The sequence below is a fragment of the Pseudomonas sp. dw_612 genome, from assembly GCF_018449725.1.
GTDB lineage: Bacteria > Pseudomonadota > Gammaproteobacteria > Pseudomonadales > Pseudomonadaceae > Aquipseudomonas.
Genome location: NZ_JAAVVC010000035.1, coordinates 1 through 16,303 on the forward strand (window position 1 = coordinate 1; position 16,303 = coordinate 16,303).

Annotated in this window: 14 protein-coding genes, 1 tRNA gene and 1 pseudogene; 9 read left to right on the forward strand and 7 right to left on the reverse strand. The window is 61.0% G+C overall.

Annotated features, from left to right (window positions below):
- The first annotated feature begins 79 nt into the window (after nt 1–79).
- Together HB680_RS31140 and HB680_RS31145 are read left to right on the forward strand one after the other, a co-directional pair.
- Nucleotides 80–2,137: a methyl-accepting chemotaxis protein gene (locus HB680_RS31140; RefSeq protein ID WP_213942115.1), complete on the forward strand. Its 2,058-nt coding sequence runs from the start codon at nt 80–82 to the stop codon at nt 2,135–2,137.
- A 116-nt stretch (nt 2,138–2,253) separates the two neighbouring features.
- Nucleotides 2,254–2,330 (forward strand) — tRNA-Met (locus tag HB680_RS31145).
- Between the two features lie 66 nt (nt 2,331–2,396).
- On the opposite strand, the gene HB680_RS31150 is transcribed toward HB680_RS31145, so the two are convergent.
- Nucleotides 2,397–3,506: a DUF2817 domain-containing protein gene (locus tag HB680_RS31150; RefSeq protein WP_213942116.1), complete on the reverse strand. Its 1,110-nt coding sequence runs from the start codon at nt 3,504–3,506 to the stop codon at nt 2,397–2,399.
- Nucleotides 3,507–3,670: 164 nt separating this feature from the next.
- Between HB680_RS31150 and ggt the strand changes: the two genes are divergently transcribed.
- The 3 genes from ggt (at nt 3,671) to HB680_RS31165 (ending at nt 6,435) form a co-directional block, all read left to right on the forward strand.
- On the forward strand, nt 3,671–5,503 hold the full coding sequence (ggt, locus tag HB680_RS31155) for a gamma-glutamyltransferase (protein WP_213942117.1): 1,833 nt from the start codon (nt 3,671–3,673) through the stop codon (nt 5,501–5,503).
- A gap of 254 nt (nt 5,504–5,757) precedes the next feature.
- Entirely contained in the window at nt 5,758–6,060 is a 303-nt protein-coding gene (locus HB680_RS31160; RefSeq protein ID WP_213942118.1) for a type II toxin-antitoxin system HigB family toxin, read from the forward strand.
- A gap of 3 nt (nt 6,061–6,063) precedes the next feature.
- Nucleotides 6,064–6,435 carry a helix-turn-helix domain-containing protein gene (locus HB680_RS31165; RefSeq protein ID WP_213942119.1) on the forward strand — a complete coding sequence of 124 codons (372 nt, stop codon included), beginning with the start codon at nt 6,064–6,066 and terminating at the stop codon, nt 6,433–6,435.
- Nucleotides 6,436–6,491: 56 nt separating this feature from the next.
- Here the strand turns inward: HB680_RS31165 and HB680_RS31170 are convergent.
- Nucleotides 6,492–6,692: pseudogene (locus HB680_RS31170) on the reverse strand (TOBE domain-containing protein); the annotation flags it as partial.
- Nucleotides 6,693–6,712: 20 nt separating this feature from the next.
- Nucleotides 6,713–7,807: a D-alanine--D-alanine ligase gene (gene ddlA / locus HB680_RS31175; RefSeq protein WP_213942120.1), complete on the reverse strand. Its 1,095-nt coding sequence runs from the start codon at nt 7,805–7,807 to the stop codon at nt 6,713–6,715.
- A 136-nt stretch (nt 7,808–7,943) separates the two neighbouring features.
- On the opposite strand from ddlA, the gene HB680_RS31180 reads away from it, so the two are divergent.
- Complete coding sequence (locus HB680_RS31180) at nt 7,944–9,194, forward strand: MFS transporter (protein WP_213942121.1); 1,251 nt, start codon at nt 7,944–7,946, stop codon at nt 9,192–9,194.
- On the opposite strand, the gene HB680_RS31185 is transcribed toward HB680_RS31180, so the two are convergent.
- Entirely contained in the window at nt 9,195–9,836 is a 642-nt protein-coding gene (locus tag HB680_RS31185; protein WP_213942122.1) for a LysE family transporter, read from the reverse strand.
- Nucleotides 9,837–9,988: 152 nt separating this feature from the next.
- Here HB680_RS31185 and HB680_RS31190 point away from each other — a divergent pair, with 152 nt between their 5' ends.
- Together HB680_RS31190 and HB680_RS31195 are read left to right on the forward strand one after the other, a co-directional pair.
- Complete coding sequence (locus HB680_RS31190; RefSeq protein WP_213942123.1) at nt 9,989–10,798, forward strand: AraC family transcriptional regulator; 810 nt, start codon at nt 9,989–9,991, stop codon at nt 10,796–10,798.
- A gap of 76 nt (nt 10,799–10,874) precedes the next feature.
- Nucleotides 10,875–11,243: a cupin domain-containing protein gene (locus tag HB680_RS31195; protein WP_213942124.1), complete on the forward strand. Its 369-nt coding sequence runs from the start codon at nt 10,875–10,877 to the stop codon at nt 11,241–11,243.
- A gap of 119 nt (nt 11,244–11,362) precedes the next feature.
- Here HB680_RS31195 and HB680_RS31200 read toward each other — a convergent pair whose 3' ends face one another.
- Together HB680_RS31200 and HB680_RS33045 are read right to left on the reverse strand one after the other, a co-directional pair.
- Nucleotides 11,363–11,968, reverse strand: a complete 606-nt coding sequence (locus tag HB680_RS31200) for a flavin reductase family protein (RefSeq protein WP_213942126.1) — start codon at nt 11,966–11,968, stop codon at nt 11,363–11,365.
- A 53-nt stretch (nt 11,969–12,021) separates the two neighbouring features.
- Nucleotides 12,022–13,338 (reverse strand): PAS domain-containing methyl-accepting chemotaxis protein, encoded by a 1,317-nt coding sequence (locus tag HB680_RS33045; RefSeq protein WP_213942127.1) that lies wholly within the window; start codon nt 13,336–13,338, stop codon nt 12,022–12,024.
- 239 nt (nt 13,339–13,577) lie between these two features.
- On the opposite strand from HB680_RS33045, the gene HB680_RS31210 reads away from it, so the two are divergent.
- Entirely contained in the window at nt 13,578–14,948 is a 1,371-nt protein-coding gene (locus HB680_RS31210; RefSeq protein ID WP_213942128.1) for a gluconate:H+ symporter, read from the forward strand.
- 23 nt (nt 14,949–14,971) lie between these two features.
- On the opposite strand, the gene HB680_RS31215 is transcribed toward HB680_RS31210, so the two are convergent.
- Nucleotides 14,972–16,285 carry an MFS transporter gene (locus HB680_RS31215; protein WP_213942129.1) on the reverse strand — a complete coding sequence of 438 codons (1,314 nt, stop codon included), beginning with the start codon at nt 16,283–16,285 and terminating at the stop codon, nt 14,972–14,974.
- Between the last annotated feature and the right edge of the window lie 18 nt (nt 16,286–16,303).

Consider the following 16,303-nt stretch of genomic DNA (forward strand, 5'->3'; position numbering starts at 1 on the left):
TTTTAAAAGGGCACAAGTCGCGGTCGCATCGACCACGACGCACGCCAATGGTGCGTGGTGTCCAGAGGAGTCATGGGGCATGCAGGCTTTTTTATCACCGGGGATCGGACTGCTGGGGCGTTTTGGCTTCGCACGCAAGTTTCAGTTGCTGTTTCTACTATTTATCCTGCCGCTGGCCGGCAGCCTGTTGATGATCGGCCAGGATTATCGCGACAAACTGCAGCTCATTTCCGGCGAACGTGCCGGGGTTCGTCAACTGCTGGCCCTGGACGCCCTCGATAACCTGCTTGCCGCCCAACGTGACCGCGCAGCCCGTTGGCGCGCCACCGAAACCAATCGCCAGCCGACGCCGGCCACGATCGCCGCCATGGGCGCTTTCGATGCCGTGCAGCCTGCCGTCGCCCAAGCCACCACGGACCTGGGCAATGCCTTGAAAACCGAAGGCGCCGAGGGTGAAACCCTGACCCGCTATCAAGCCCTGCAAACCGCTCTCAACAGCCTGGACTCGAAAAGCCTGAGCAGCGTCGGCTGGTGGCCGGACGGTTACGATCGCTTCACCAATGCCCTGAGCGCCCTGCAAGCCTTGCGCGAACAAATCGTCATGGACAATCGCCTGACCCTGGCGCCGTGGCTGGAAACCTATTTGCTGACGCAGATTTCCACACAACATGCGCCAGACCTGATTGAACGGGTCGGACGTCTTGCGGCGGTCGGCCAGGCCTCAGTGGTATCGGGCCAATTCACCCTGCAAAGCCGTCTGCAACTGCGGGATTTGCGCAGTCGCATCGGTGATGCCCGGGAGCAGCTTGTAAAAACTGCCAGCCTGCTCGAAGCTCGTCTGCCCAGCGCCCTGCAAACCTGGGCTGGGCAATACCATGACAGCCTCAAGCACCTCGATTCGACCTTGAAAGTGCTGGACGACGGCGTGTTCGGCGGCAGCATCAACCTCAAGCCGGAAGACTTCGAACGCAACCTCGATTCGCTGCTGACAGATCTCGCCTCGTTGCGTCAGCAATCGCTGGTGTCGCTGGATCAACGCCTGGATTACTACCACAGCTCCGCCATCCGCCAGTTCATCCTGGTGGCGACGATCTTCGGTTGCCTGCTGTTGGCCGCGCTGTATCTGTTCGTGTGCTTGCAGGCCTCGATCCGTCGCAGCGCCAGCGGCATCACCGTATTGGCCGAAGCCCTGCGCGACGGCAACCTGAGCCTGCAAGTGCCGGTGCAAGGGCGTGACGAGCTGGCAGCGATCAGCACCGCGCTCAACGTTGCCGTGGTGCAATTGCGCAACAGCTTGCTCGGGGTCGATCACGAGACGTTGCAACTGAGCAATGCCGTGCGCACCCTCAATGATCATTCCAGCGGAGCGCTGGGGGAAGTCGAGGCCCAGCAAATCCAGATCAGCCAGATCGCCGCTGCTGCCACGCAACTGGCCGCCACCTCCCAAGGGGTTGCCCAGAGTTGTGAACAGGCGTCCGGCAGCGCCCAGCACACCCAGCGCATCGCCGCCGACAGCAGCCGCGACAGCCAACGCACCACGGCGAGCATTCAACAGCTCAATCAGCGGCTCAACGACACCGCTGCGGCATTGGGCCGGGTCAGTGAGCAAGGGCAACAGATTCAATTGGTGGTCGACACCATTCGTGGCGTCGCCGAGCAGACCAACCTCTTGGCGCTCAACGCCGCCATCGAAGCCGCGCGCGCGGGCGAGCAAGGTCGCGGCTTTGCCGTGGTGGCCGATGAGGTGCGCAGTCTTTCCCAGCGCACGCAGTCGTCCACCGCGCAAATCGCCGGCACCGTCGACAGTCTGCGTAACACCGTGAATGAAGCGGTGAGCCTGATGGAAGCCGCTTGCGGCCAGGCTCAGTCTGACGCCCAAGCCGTCACTGGCCTGGGCGAACGCCTGGGGGAAATCGCCAGCGCGGTGCAGAGCGTCACCGATACCCTGGCGCAAATCGCCACGGCCGTTGAAGAGCAAGCGAGCACCGCCGATGAGGTCAGCGGCAATATCCAACAGGTCGATCAGGCTGCCGTCAGGTTGCTGGAAGGCGCGCGGGCCGTGAACCTTGCGGCAGACACCTTGAGCCAGGGCAGCAAGGCCTTGAGTGCGAATACCGGGAGATTTCAGCTGCGCTGACGCCCTGCCCCGGGCCGATTTTTCGGTTCAGGAGGATAAGCGGTTGAAAGTGTAGAGAAATATTTTAGATTTACGCTTGACGCATCTGCATTACCGGTGAATAATGCGCGCCACTTGGCTACATAGCTCAGTTGGTTAGAGCATAGCATTCATAATGCTGGGGTCCGGGGTTCAAGTCCCTGTGTAGCCACCAAGTACTAAAAACGGCTTACCGAAAGGTAGGCCGTTTTTTTATGCCTCGAAAAAGTGCCCGCTCCCGTCAGGCTCGCATCGTCGCCAGCGCCGACAACCCCCGCTCCCAAATCTGCCATGTGCGCAGCCAGACCATGGCCTGCCAGTCGCTGTCAGCCGGATAGAACTGCTCCAGCAGATTCAGTTTGATCCCGCGCCCAACCGCATCACTCGGGTTGCCGTGCAGATGCAACCAATGATCATCGCGCAAATGGCGATGAACGTCCGGCCCCGGATAGGTCCCGCACTCAATCACAAACGGCATCAACCGCACCTGCGGCAAGGCGTTCAGCAATGCCTGCGAGGTGTAACCGGTTGCGGTCGCCGCGATCCCGGTTTCGCTGGTGGTGTTGGCGCCGGTGTGCAAGGTGTAGAGCCATGGACCGTAAATCGCTTGAGCCTCTTCCAGCGCCGGGTAAGCCGCTTCGGTGATGGTCAGCAGCATCGGATGACCGTACTCCCCTGCCCCGGTGTGCAAGTCGAAGCACATCGCGACGTCGGCATGGGCGACATGGTTGTGCATGATCTGGCGCAGCGTGCGGTTCGACCAGCTCGGCGCGAGGCCGCCGTAGAACAGACCATCGGGATGACTGTGCTGACCGCCCTCGACAATCGACATCACCGCCGGCCAGCCGTGCTCCTTGATCTGCCCGTCGAGCAAGGCATCGGCGCGCTCACGCTCGGGACCGCGCAACTCGGTGCTGGCGTAGATGTCATGGAGCAACCCGTAGGCCTGGTTGTCCGGCAGCGGACGCGCGAAATCCAGGTGATTGCGGTTAAGGTCGATGTTGTCTTCATTGACCCGACGCAACCACGCCGTGCCCCACGGGTTGATCAAATGAATCATCACCACCGCCACATCCGCCGGCAGCGAACGCTTGCCCAAGTCCTGCAACCATTTGATCTGACACCCGGAGCCGTAGAAGCCTTCCACGCCATGGGTGCCGCTCAGCGCAATCAGCAGGCGTTTGGCCGCCGGATCGCCGAGCACTGCCACATCGGTGCTCAACGATTCACCGAACGGCCCTTTGAGCGGGTGCGAATATTCAGTCAACGTCGCGCCGGCAGCGGTGGCCGCCGCGAGGAATTGTTCACGTTGCCCACGGTAACTCGGCGGGATAGGAAACTCGGTGTGCATGTGTGCCTCTTGTTGGTTTTCTGGCCGCTTTGATGTTCTCGACCCTACAGAAAATACACCGACGGATGAAGGACAAAAGTGTCTTCGCTGTCGGACGCGGTTTGCGTCGCACCCGGTCGGCCGATAAAGTCCCTGAATCTTTTCCCACGGACGGAGTGCCCCGCGTGTTCTCAGCCTTCCATTTGAGCCGCTATCGCTTGTCAGCCCTGTCGCTGATCGCCACCGCATTGACCCTCGCCGCGTGCAACGCGCCACCCTCTTCGACGTTGCCCCTGGCGCCGGAAGCCGCCACCGGTTTTCGCACGGACCTGCAAACCCGCCACGCCTCCAAACACATGGCGGCAGCGGCCAATCCGCTGGCCGCTGCCGCCGGGCGCGAGATGCTGCGTCAGGGCGGTTCGGCCATCGATGCGGCCATTGCGATGCAAGCGGTGTTGACCTTGGTGGAACCACAATCGTCGGGCATCGGCGGCGGAGCACTGATCGTGTTGTGGGACGGTAAGGCCGTGCGCACTTATGACGGTCGAGAAACCGCTCCGTCTGGCGCCACCGAGAAACTTTTCCTGCAAGCCGACGGCACGCCGATGCAGTTCACCCAGGCGCAGATTGGTGGTCGCTCAGTGGGGACGCCGGGGGTGTTGCGGGCGCTTGAGCTGGCGCATCAGAAACACGGGCGCCTGCCTTGGGCGACGCTGTTCGAGCCGGCGATCAAACTCGCGGAGCAAGGCTTTGCGATCTCGCCGCGTTTGCATCTGCTGATTACTTCGGACTCGTCCCTTCGGCGTTCGCCGGACATGGTGGCGTACTTTCTGAATGCTGATGGCAGTCCAAAAGCCGTCGGCACACAACTGAAGAATCCGGCATTGGCCGCCGTGCTGAAACGCATCGCCAAGGAAGGTCCCGACGCGCTGTACAAAGGACCGGTTGCCGAAGAAATCGTCGCCAAGGTCCAGGGCCATAAAAACCCCGGCAGCCTGTCGTTGAATGATCTTCAGGCTTACAAAGCCAAGGAACGTGCGCCGCTGTGCACCGACTACAAACGCTGGCAGGTCTGCGGCATGCCGCCACCGTCGTCGGGCGGGATTGCGGTGGCGCAGATCCTCGGCACCTTGCAAGCCCTGGAAACCCGCGACCCGCGCTGGGCCCTGGCGCCACTCAAACCGCTCAAGACCAACAAGCCTGCCGGAATCGAACCGACGCCTGAAGCCGTGCACCTGATTTCCGAGGCCGAACGCCTGGCCTACGCCGACCGCGCGCAATACGTGGCTGACACCGACTTCGTGCCAGTGCCGGTCAAAGGCCTGGTGGACCCGGCGTATCTGGCCAGCCGCGCCGCCCTGATCGGCGATCGCAGCATGGGCACGGCCAAACCCGGTACGCCGCCGGGCATTCAAGTCGCCTACGCGCCGGACCGCTCGCCACTGCGCATCTCCACCTCGCAAGTGGTCGCCGTCGATGACGAAGGCGGCGCGGTGTCCATGACCACCACCGTCGAGTCCGCGTTCGGCTCGCACCTGATGGTCCAGGGCTTTCTGCTCAACAACCAGATGACCGACTTCTCGTTCATCCCCGAAGAGAACGGCCAGAAAGTCGCCAACCGCGTCGAACCGGGCAAACGCCCGCGCTCGTCCATGGCGCCGACCCTGATCTTTGATCGCCAGAGCGGCGAATTCGTAGCCACAGTCGGCTCTCCCGGCGGTTCGCAAATCATCGAATACGTCGCCAAATCCACCATCGGCCTGCTCGACTGGAACCTCGACCCTCAAGCGGCCATCAGCCTGCCCAACTTCGGCAGCCGCAACGGCCCGACCGAACTGGAACAGGGTCAATTCAGCCCGGCACTGATTCAGGCGTTGAAGGACAAAGGGCATGCGGTGAATGAAATAGACATGACCAGCGGCACCCAGGCGATTGTTCGGGTCAAGGAGGCGTCCGGGAAAGCGTCATTGGCGGGTGGAGCGGATCCGCGGCGTGAGGGGGAGGCGTTGGGGGATTGAATCGTACATAGGGATGAGAAAGGGCTTACCGGGAGGTAGGCCTTTTTTTATGGCGAATGAGCTTGATCAGCTGTCTCGCATAGCCTTTTCCTACCCGCAATTAGGGGCTATTTGGATAAAGTTTCGAGGGGGCTCAGCTCCAACATCGCATTAGCCATTACTTCTGCCATCAAAAAAATCGAACACGCTCTCCCATACACCAGCTTCGCCTCCATAGACTTGCATCAGTCCCACTGCGGGACTAGGATCACACCATGAGAATAATCACCATCAGTCAGCTGAAGAGCTTTTGGGGGAGACATCCAGATTCGGAGCAATCCTTCTTGGCGTGGATTGACGAGACAAGAAAAGCGAACTGGAAGACACCTGCGGACATAAAAGCGCACTTCGCTACCGCGAGTATTCTTAAAAGTCGCAGAGTCGTGTTCAACATCAAGGGCAATGACTATCGATTGGTAGTTGCCGTGGCCTACCGCTTCGGCGCGATCTACATAAAATTTGTCGGCACCCACAAGCAGTACGACGCAATCGACGCTGATACCGTCGAGATGGAGTAACCCATGAATATTCGTCCGATTCACACCGACGAGGATTACCGTGCAGCGCTAAAGAGCGTTTCTGCACTCTTTGACAATGAGCCTGAGCCGGGTACACCCGAGGGCGACTACTTCGACATCATGATCACGCTAATCGAAGCATATGAGTCGAAACAGTTTCCGGTTGATCTGCCAAACCCTATCGATGCGATCAAATTTCGTATGGAGCAGTCCGGCTTGTCTGCTGCTGATCTGGCACCTGCTATAGGCCGCACAAACCGCGTCTATGAAGTGCTTAACGGCAAGCGCGCCTTGACGCTCCCAATGATCTGGAAACTGCATGACCTGTTCGGAATTCCAGCAGAAAGCTTGATCAAACCTGTGAAGCTTGCTTAATCAAGTGCCATTTGCGCCAAACCCCGGAGGCAGAAAAACCCGCCTCCGGGTCCGACTCACGCCCGCACACCCAAAATAATATGCGAGGCCTTGATAACAGCCGTCGCGCTCACGCCCGGCACCAGCCCCAACTCTGCAACCGCCTCACGTGTGACGATCGAATAAACCTCGCTGCCGCCGTCGAGCCGGATCACCACTTCAGCATTCACCGCACCATCCGTCACGCTGGTGACTTTGCCTTCCAGGCAGTTACGCGCCGGGCCTGATGACGCACAGCCTAGCGGCTGATTTTCAACGCTTGCCGTGCCTGATGCTTTTCCAGCGCCAGGTCGATCAAGCGGCTGACCAGTTCGCTATACGTCATGCCGGTAGCCTGCCACAACTTGGGGTACATGCTGATGCGGGTAAAACCGGGCAGTGAGTTAATCTCGTTGATCAACACTTCACCACTGTCGGTGAGGAACACATCGACCCGCGCCAATCCTGAACAACCCAACACCTCAAAGGCCTCGACGGCCAGGGCACGAATACGCTCACTCGCCTCGACGCTGATGTTAGCCGGCACCACCACTTGCGCAGCCTGATCATCGATGTATTTGCTGTCGTAGGAATAGAACCCGCTGCGCACCACGATCTCGCCACACCCACTGGCGATCGGCTGATCATTGCCGAGCACCGCGCATTCAATCTCGCGACCGCTGACGGCGGATTCGATCAGGACTTTTTCGTCGAAGCCCAAGGCCAGTTCAACCGCTGCCGTGTATTCGGCTTCGTCGGTCACTTTGCTCACCCCCACGGAAGAGCCCTGGTTCGCCGGTTTGACAAACAGCGGCAGGCCCAGTTTGCCCTGCACCTCGGCGAACCCAGTGCGCGCGGCGCTGGCACGGTTTAAGGTCACGAATGGTGTAACCGCAATCCCGGCGTCTCGCAGCAGGCGCTTGCTGATGTCCTTGTCCATGCACACCGCGGAACCCAGCACGTCGGAGCCGACAAACGGCAAATCCGCCATGCGCAGCAAACCTTGCAGGCAGCCGTCTTCGCCGAGGGTGCCGTGGACAATCGGGAAGATCACATCGACGTGGCCCAGCAGTTCCTGGCCCGAGGTTTCCACCAATTGCTGACTGGCCTTGCCTGGCACCACCGCCAGTTCGCGATTGGATTGATTGAGGGCAATCAGCGCCGGGTTTTCCTGATTGAGCAGGAAGTTCGAGGGATCGTTGAGGTGCCAGTGGCCTTGCTTGTCGATGCCGATCAACACCGGTTCGAAGCGCGAACGGTCCAGCGCGTCGACGATGTTTTTCGCCGATTGCAGCGACACTTCATGCTCGGCCGAACGGCCCCCGAAAATAATCCCAACCCGCAGCTTGCTCATTGCCTGGCCTCATTGTGAATGTGCTGTTTCATACCACGGCAGCGCGGATGAGTTAAAGACTGAAACTTCGCACGGTCGCGACGAGTCATTGCTAATGCGCAGCACGCACCTGCGCCCTAACAGGCAGAGGCCGCCCTTGAACGCTCCGACCGATCGTCGCAACACCCTCTCCCTGGACGGGCTCAATTTCTTTCTCGCCGACGTGCGCGACGGGCTCGGACCGTACCTGGCGATTTATTTGCTGGCAGTGCATCACTGGGACCCGGCCAGCATCGGCTTGGTGATGACAATTGCCGGGATCGCCGCGCTGTTGACCCAGACCCCGGCCGGCGCCCTGATCGACCGCACCCATCGCAAACGCGGGGTGATCATCGTCGCGGCGCTGCTGGTGACGCTGAGCTGTTTGCTACTGCCGTTCATTACTGCATTCACGCTGGTGGCGCTGACCCAGGCCTTGAGCGCTGTCGCGGCATCGGTGTTTGCCCCGGCCATTTCCGCCATTTCATTGGGCATCACCGGGCCGCGAGCCTTCACTCGCCGCACCGGGCGCAACGAAACGTTCAACCACGCCGGCAACGCGGTCGCGGCGTTGCTGGCCGGGGGATTTGCGTATGTGTTCGGCCCAGTGGCGGTGTTTTACCTGATGGCCGTGATGGCGCTGGCCAGTGTGATTGCCATCAGCTTCATCGCGCCGCACGCCATCGATCACGACGTGGCCCGAGGCTTCGACCCGCAAGGCCCGGCCCACGGCGAACAACCCTCGGGATTGAACGTGCTGCTGCACAACCGCCCGTTGCTGGTGTTCGCTATTTGCTGTGGGCTGTTTCATCTGGCGAACGCAGCAATGCTGCCGCTGGTGAGTCAGAAATTGTCCCTGGTGAACCTGCAAATGGCCACGCCGCTGACGTCCGCCTGCATCGTTGCCGCGCAGTTGGTCATGGTGCCGGTAGCGTTGCTGGTGGGCTGGAAGGCCGATGTGTGGGGACGTAAACCGTTGCTGCTCGCCGGTTTCCTGATCCTGCCGTTGCGCGGGGTGCTTTATACCTTGTCGGATGACCCGTACTGGCTGGTGGCGGTGCAACTGCTCGACGGCGTCGGTGCCGGGATCTTCGGCGCCTTGTTTCCGGTGGTGATCAAGGACCTGACCCAAGGCACCGGACGCTTCAATGTGAGCCTGGGCGCGCTGTCGACGGTGTTCGGCCTGGGCGCCGCACTGAGTAACGGCTTGGCCGGGCTCGTGGTGCAGTGGGCCGGTTACAGCGCGGCATTCCTGACTTTGGCGGCGGTGGCGGCGACAGCGCTGATATTGCTGGTGGTGGCCATGCCCGAACCATTGAATCGGGCGCCCGCCGTGGCCGATCAACCGGTGGCCACGGCGCTGACCTAATCAGCGATTGGCCACCAGATGCGCGCCGAACAGCAGGTAGCAACTGCCGGCAAAGCGGTCCAGCCACTTGCGCGAACGCTCATAAGCCCCCGCCACCCGGCGACTGGCAAACAGCAACGCCACGCTGCAATACCAACTGAATGACAGGCTGGCCATGGTCAACACCGCCAGTGTCAGCAACATCGGTGGCGGCGAAGCCGGCATGGCAGTGGCGAAGATCGTCGCGACAAACAGCGCCGCTTTGGGATTGGTCATGTTGCCGACAAAGCCCCGGCCATACGCCGACAACAGCGTACGCCCTGCCCCGTTCAGCGAATCGCTACCACCCGGCAGCGTCGCCGGTTGACGCTTGAACTGCTTCAACCCCAGATAGATCAGGTAACAGCCACCCGCAATCTTGAACGTCAGGTACAGCGTCGGCGCCGCGCTGAACAGCGACTTGATGCCCAGCCCACCGGCCAATCCCCACAACACCGTGCCCGTGGCCACACCCAACGCAGCCACCACGCCATGCCGACGCGAGCAACTGGCTGCCAATTGCGCGGTGTTGAAGAAGTTCGGGCCAGGCGTCACGACGGCGACCGTCCACAGCAAGGCCAGGGACAATAACGGCGCGGCATAGCTCAGGTGAGTCGGTTCCATGGGACGGATCGCCTTCGTGGCAGCAGAGAAGCCTTGTACCTTGCAACATTTACCAACCATTTTCTACGCATAGCGATGATGCCGTTCGTCAGCAGACAACGCTTTGTCACTGGGTTAACGTGTTCTGCATCGAGCCCGAGACAAGCGGCACCATGACCAAGCACACGCCACCCAGCGACTGGTTCCATCGCGCGCCCAACGTTGGCGGGCTGGAGCGTATTGAGGCGTTTTTTGCCGGTCACGGCTACGACTTCCACCGTCACGACACCTATGCCATCGGCCGCACCCTGGCCGGGGTGCAGAGTTTTCAGTACCGCGGCGCCTGGCGCCATAGTCTGCCGGGCGGCACGCTGGTGCTGCACCCGGACGAACTCCACGACGGCGAGGCCGGCACCGACAGCGGTTTCCACTATCGAATGATGTACATCGAACCGGCGCTGATCCAGCAGATCCTCGGCGGCCAGCCGCTGCCCTTCATCAAGACCGGCCTGTCCACCGATCCGCGCCTGTTCGCCGCCACCGATGTGTTGATGCGCAGCCTCGATGACCCGCTCGACCCACTGGAAGAACAGGACGCACTGTTCGATCTGGCCCACGCGTTGAGCGCTGTGTCCGGCATGCCCGACAAACGCCAGCGCTTCGACTATGTGGCGGCTGAACGCGCCCGGGAGTTCATGCACAGCGCGCTGGATCGCAGCGTGACTCTGGACGAACTGGCGCACCACAGCGGTCGCGACCGCTGGAGTCTGTCCCGGGATTTCCGCCTGCTTTTCGGCACCAGCCCTTATCGCTACCTGACCATGCGCCGCCTCGACCTGGTCCGCGCACTGCTGATTCAGGGCCAGTCGCTGGTCAGCGCCGCGCTGATCGCCGGGTTCACCGACCAAAGCCACATGACCCGCCAGTTCAGCAAAACCTACGGCTTGTCGCCGGCGCGCTGGATGAAAATGCACCGGCGCTGAGTCACGCACAATCGTTCAAGAATCACCTCGATGCGCTGGTTATCGTGGGGCCGGAATCACTCTGGAGAACCACCTGATGAACACGTTCAAAAGCCTCAACTTCCTGCAGAAAATCGACCTGATCGACCAACACTGGTCACCCCGGGTCATCGCCGAAATGAATGACTACCAGTTCAAAGTGGTGAAGCTGCTGGGGGATTTCATCTGGCACGATCACCTGGACACCGACGAAACCTTCATCGTCCTCGAAGGGCAATTGCGCATCGATTTTCGCGACGGTCACGTGCTGGTTTCGGCGGGTGAAATGTACGTCGTGCCCAAGGGCATCGAGCACAAACCGTCGGCGGAGCAGGAAGTGAAATTGTTGCTGATCGAACCCAGAGGCGTGGTCAACACCGGCAGTGAAGGGGGTGAACTCACGGCGGTGAATGATCTGTGGATTTGAACTGAACACATCTGTCCCTGTGGGAGCGGGCTTGCCCGCGAAGGCGGCGTGTCAGTCGACATTAATGTTGAACATTCAACCGCATTCGCGAGCAAGCCCGCTCCCACAAGGTGGTGTCTTCAGACTGACTCCAGCAGATTCTTGCCATCCACCGGGTCACCGATTTTCAGGAAGTGGCCACCGGCGACATGGTGCAAGGTGCGCAGCGCGTCATGCCCTTCGAAGTGCCAACGGCCGTCGCTGAACACGCGCTCATCGGCTTGCGCGGCAATCACCTCGGCCAGAAACAGGTCGTATTGCTGATGATTGTGCGGCTCCGGCAGCAGACGGCACTCCAGCCACGCGACGCAACCTTCCAGCATCGGCGCATCAATCAAGTCACCGCTGAAGGTCTGCAAGCCATAGGCCTGGAACTTGTCCTGGCTTTGCTCGCGGGTCAACGCCAGGCCGGATGTCGAGCCAACGGTTTGCACGATATCGGCCTGAGCGACGCAGGGCACGTTGACCACGAACGTGCCCGAGGCTTCCAGCAGTTGTCGGGTCCAGGTGGCTTTGTCCAACACCACGGCGATTTTCGGCGGTTCAAAATCCAGCGGCATGGCCCACGCAGCGGCCATGATGTTGCGCTGGCCGTCGTGGGCCGCGCTGACCAGCACGGTCGGCCCGTGATTGAGCAGGCGATACGCCTTGGACAACGGAACCGGACGGCGATGGGAAACGGTCATGGATGTCTGCTCCGGGGAAAACGCCGATTGTAGCGGCAACCCGATGGCGCGAATCAAGTCGCCAATTGATTGGCAAACTGCCCGACCGCGTTCACCACTTTCTGCGCGCCGTCCTGAATCTCGACGATCACCGTGCCGGCCTCCGCCGCCAGCGCCAAACCTTGTTCTGCCTGGAGTTTGCCGTCGGTCATCAGGCTCACGGCGTTGCGGGCCATTTCCTGGTTCTGCCGCACCACGCCGACAATTTCATCCGTCGCCTGGCTGGTGCGTGACGCCAGTTGCCGGACTTCGTCCGCCACCACCGCAAAACCCCGGCCCTGCTCGCCGGCACGTGCCGCTTCGATGGCCGCGTTGAGTGCTAACAGGTTGGTCTGCTCGGCAATGCCGCTGATGGTCTTGACGATGGTGCCGATCACCAGCGACTGCTCATTCAGGGCTTCAATGCCTTCGCCGGCGGTTTGCATGTGTTTGGCGAGGTCGCGCATCACGTTCACCGCCTGAGTCACCACCGTCGTGCCGCGCTGGGCGCTGTTGTCAGTTTGCAGCGACGTGCTGTAGGCGATGTTGGCCGCCTCGGCAACCGCCTGCTCCTGATTGACCTGATCGGTAATCACCGTGGCGAACTTCACCACTTTGTAGAGTTTGTTGTTGGCATCAACCACCGGGTTGTAGGACGCCTCCAGCCAGACCGTACGACCGTGGCTGTCGACGCGCTTGAAGCGGCCGGCCACAAATTCGCCATTGTTCAGGCGACGCCAGAAGTTCTGGTACTCGGCGCTGTTGTATTCCTCCGGCACACAAAAGGTGCGGTGATGTTTGCCCTGAATCTGCGCCAGGCTGTAACCCATGCCGTTGAGAAAGCGCTCATTGGCGCTCAGCACATTGCCGTTGAGGTCGAACTCGATCACCGCCGTCGACCGCACCAGCGCACCGATCAGGTTCTCGTGCTCGCGAGACGCTTCGATGGTGCGGGTCAGGTCGCTGGAATAAATCGAGAAATGCTTGATGCGACCGTCCGCAGATCGCACCGGTTGCAGAATTGAACGCAGCCAGGCTTCGACGCCATTGCCGCGCAGCAAACGCACGGTACCGGCGAAATGTTCGCCACGGGTCAGCGCGCTTTTGAACCGTTGATGAAACTCGTCCGACTTCACATGAGCCGGGGCGATGTCCTCGATGTGCCGACCGACCAGATCGTTGTTCTTGTAGAGCATCTCGCCGAGGAAGTTCTGGTTGACCGATTGAACCCGTCCATCGGGGTCGAGGGTCAGGACCATCATCTCGCTTTCCAGGCTGTCCTTCACTTGCAGGAGGCTGGAGAGTTCTTCGCGAAGAGCCGACAGCTCCTGCTTCAAGCGTTTATTGAACATGGAAAGCACCGATGGGCAGGGATAGAAGACGGTGTACAGCCTCTCCATCGGCCTCGGGGATATTTTCTGAAGAGTGTTTAGGGGGAGTCCTACAAAAATAATGGCGACGTGACACTGACTCTGTCGCGCTACGTGAACCCGTTACAAAACCCACCGCTCTACCCCGGCCACTTCAGGTATCCTCCAACTAAATTGCAACAACATGTTGCAACGGTATCCGCCCGATAAGGAGTCCCGTTTTGGAGTTATCGACCGCTGCCTGGCTGGTTCACGACACCCGTTTGATCCTTTGCGTCCTGCTGGCGATTGCCACGATTATCGTGTTGATCAGCGCCACCAAACTCCCGCCCTTTCTGTCGATTCTGATCGGTACGTTCATTGCCGGTGTCGGCGCCGGTTTGCCGCCCGAAGACGTGGCCAAAGCGTTCAGCAAAGGCGCCGGGGCGATTCTTGGGGAGGCGGGGATCATCATTGCCCTGGGTTCGATGCTCGGTGCGTTGATGGCCGAATCCGGTGCCGCAGATCGCATCGCTTCGACCTTGCTCGGGCTGGGTAAAGGCAAGTCGTTGCCGTGGGTGATGGCGCTGGTGGCGATGGTGATTGGCCTGCCGCTGTTCTTCGAAGTGGGCCTGGTGATGATGGTGCCGATCATCTTCGTCATGGCACGCCGTTCGGGTCAGCCGTTGCTGAAGATCGCGATTCCGGCGCTGGCCGGGATGACCACACTGCATGCCTTGATGCCACCGCACCCCGGGCCGCTGATTGCGGTCAGCGCGTTGCACGCCGACCTCGGGCTGACCATGTTGCTGGGGTTCAGTATCGCAATCCCGGCGGTGATGCTGGCCGGCCCGATCTACGGCAATTGGCTGTCGAAACGTATGCATGTCGAGGAGCCGGCTGAACTCGGCGCATTGTTCAGTGCCCCGCCCAAGGCCCCGCGCCAGCCGAGCTTTGGGATATCGCTGCTGATTATCCTGTTGCCGGTGTTGCTGATGCTCGGCAGCACCTTGGCGAAAGTCGCGATGAGCCCGGAAAGCACCGCCGCCCTGACCCTGAAGTTCCTCGGCGAACCGTTGGTAGCGTTGGGCATTGCGGTGATGGCCGCAGTGATCTGCCTCGGCTGGGCCAACGGCATGCCCCGTGAACACGTGGGTGGCACGTTGCGCAAAAGCCTGGCGCCGATTGCCGTGTTGCTGCTGACCATCGGTGCCGGCGGTGGCTTGAAACAGACGCTACTCGACGCCGGCATCAGCCAGACCATCAGCAAAGTGGCTGAAGGCGCGCACATGCCGTACTTGCTGCTGGCCTGGCTGATCGCCGTCGCGTTGCGTCAGGCCACCGGTTCGGCCACGGTGGCGACCACGACCACGGCGGGCATTCTGGCGCCGATGATGGCGGGGCTGGCGGCGACGCAAAGCTCATTGGTGGCGTTGGCGATTGGCGCCGGCTCGGTGTTTTTCTGCCACGTGAACGACGCCGGGTTCTGGATGGTGCGCGAGTACTTTGGCTTGCAGCTCAAGCAGACGATCTGGGTCTGGTCGATTCTGCAAACCATCGTGTCGGTGGTGGGGTTGGTGGGGACGTTGTTGTGGTGGCATTGGTTGACGTGATGGCAGCCACGTCCCTCGGATAGCTAAAGGCACGGCGCCACGGAACGGCTCCCGACATGGGGCATGCGCGCGCCGAAATACGCTGCGCTACCCACGCCCACTGCGCCCATCACCGCGCAGAACATCACACAGATCCACGGACTCCACGGCATCAGACCAATCAACAACAGCGGCGTGACACTCGCCCACGCCGCGTAGGCAATGTTGTAGGTGAAGGAAATCCCCGAGACGCGAATCCGCGCCGGGAACAGGCTGACCATCACCGACGGCACCGCGCCGACCACTCCACAACTGAGGCCGGCCACCGAATAGGCCAGGCCAATCCAGCTACCGCCGATGATCAGGCAGGTGTAAAGCACGCCGATGCCCAGTGGCAGCAACAGGCTGTAAAGCATTACCGTGCGCCACGCGCCAATGCGATCGACCAGCAAACCGGCGAGCACACACCCAATATTCAGGAACACGATGCCCAAGGCGCTCAGGGCGAAGGTGTGGCTGGCGGTCATGCCGAACGTTTTCTGCATCATGGTCGGGGTGATGACCACGAAGACCACCACAGCGGAGGTCAGCACGCAAGTGAGGATCATCGCCGGCAGCATCGCCAGGCGATGTTCACGCAACACGGTACGCAGCGGCAGTTCGACCGCTGCATCGCGGCGGGCCTGCATGGCCATGAACACCGGCGTTTCGCTGAGCCAGCGCCGCAGCCAGACACCAATCACGCCAAACACGCCACCGAGCAGGAACGGATAGCGCCAGGCGTAATCGAGGATTTCTGCCGGGGTGAAGGCCTGGGCCAGAAAGGTCGCGGTCAACGCGCCGATCAGATAGCCAAACGTCAGCCCGGCCTGCAGGAATCCGAGCGCGTAACCGCGATGCCCGGCCGGCGCGTGCTCGGCGACAAACACCCAGGCGCTCGGCACTTCACCGCCCACCGCCGCGCCTTGAAGAATGCGCAGGGCCAACAGCAGCAACGGTGCGAAATAACCGATCTGCGCGTAGGTCGGCATGATGCCGATCAGCAGGCACGGCAGCGCCATCATCAGGATGCTCAGGCTGAAGACTTTCTTGCGCCCCAGTCTGTCGGCGAAATGCGCCATCAGAATCCCGCCCAGCGGCCGCGCCAGGTAGCCGGTGACGAAAATCCCGAAACTTTGCAGCAAGCGCAGCCACTCAGGCATTTCCGGTGGGAAGAACAGCTGGCTGAGGGTCAGGGCGAAAAATACGAAAATAATGAAATCGTAGATTTCCAGCGCCCCGCCGAGGGCTGCAAGGCCCAGGGTCTTGTAGTCCGAACGGGTGAACGGCGCCGGGCTCGTGTCGGTATTGGCAGTCATGAAATGAACTCTGGCATA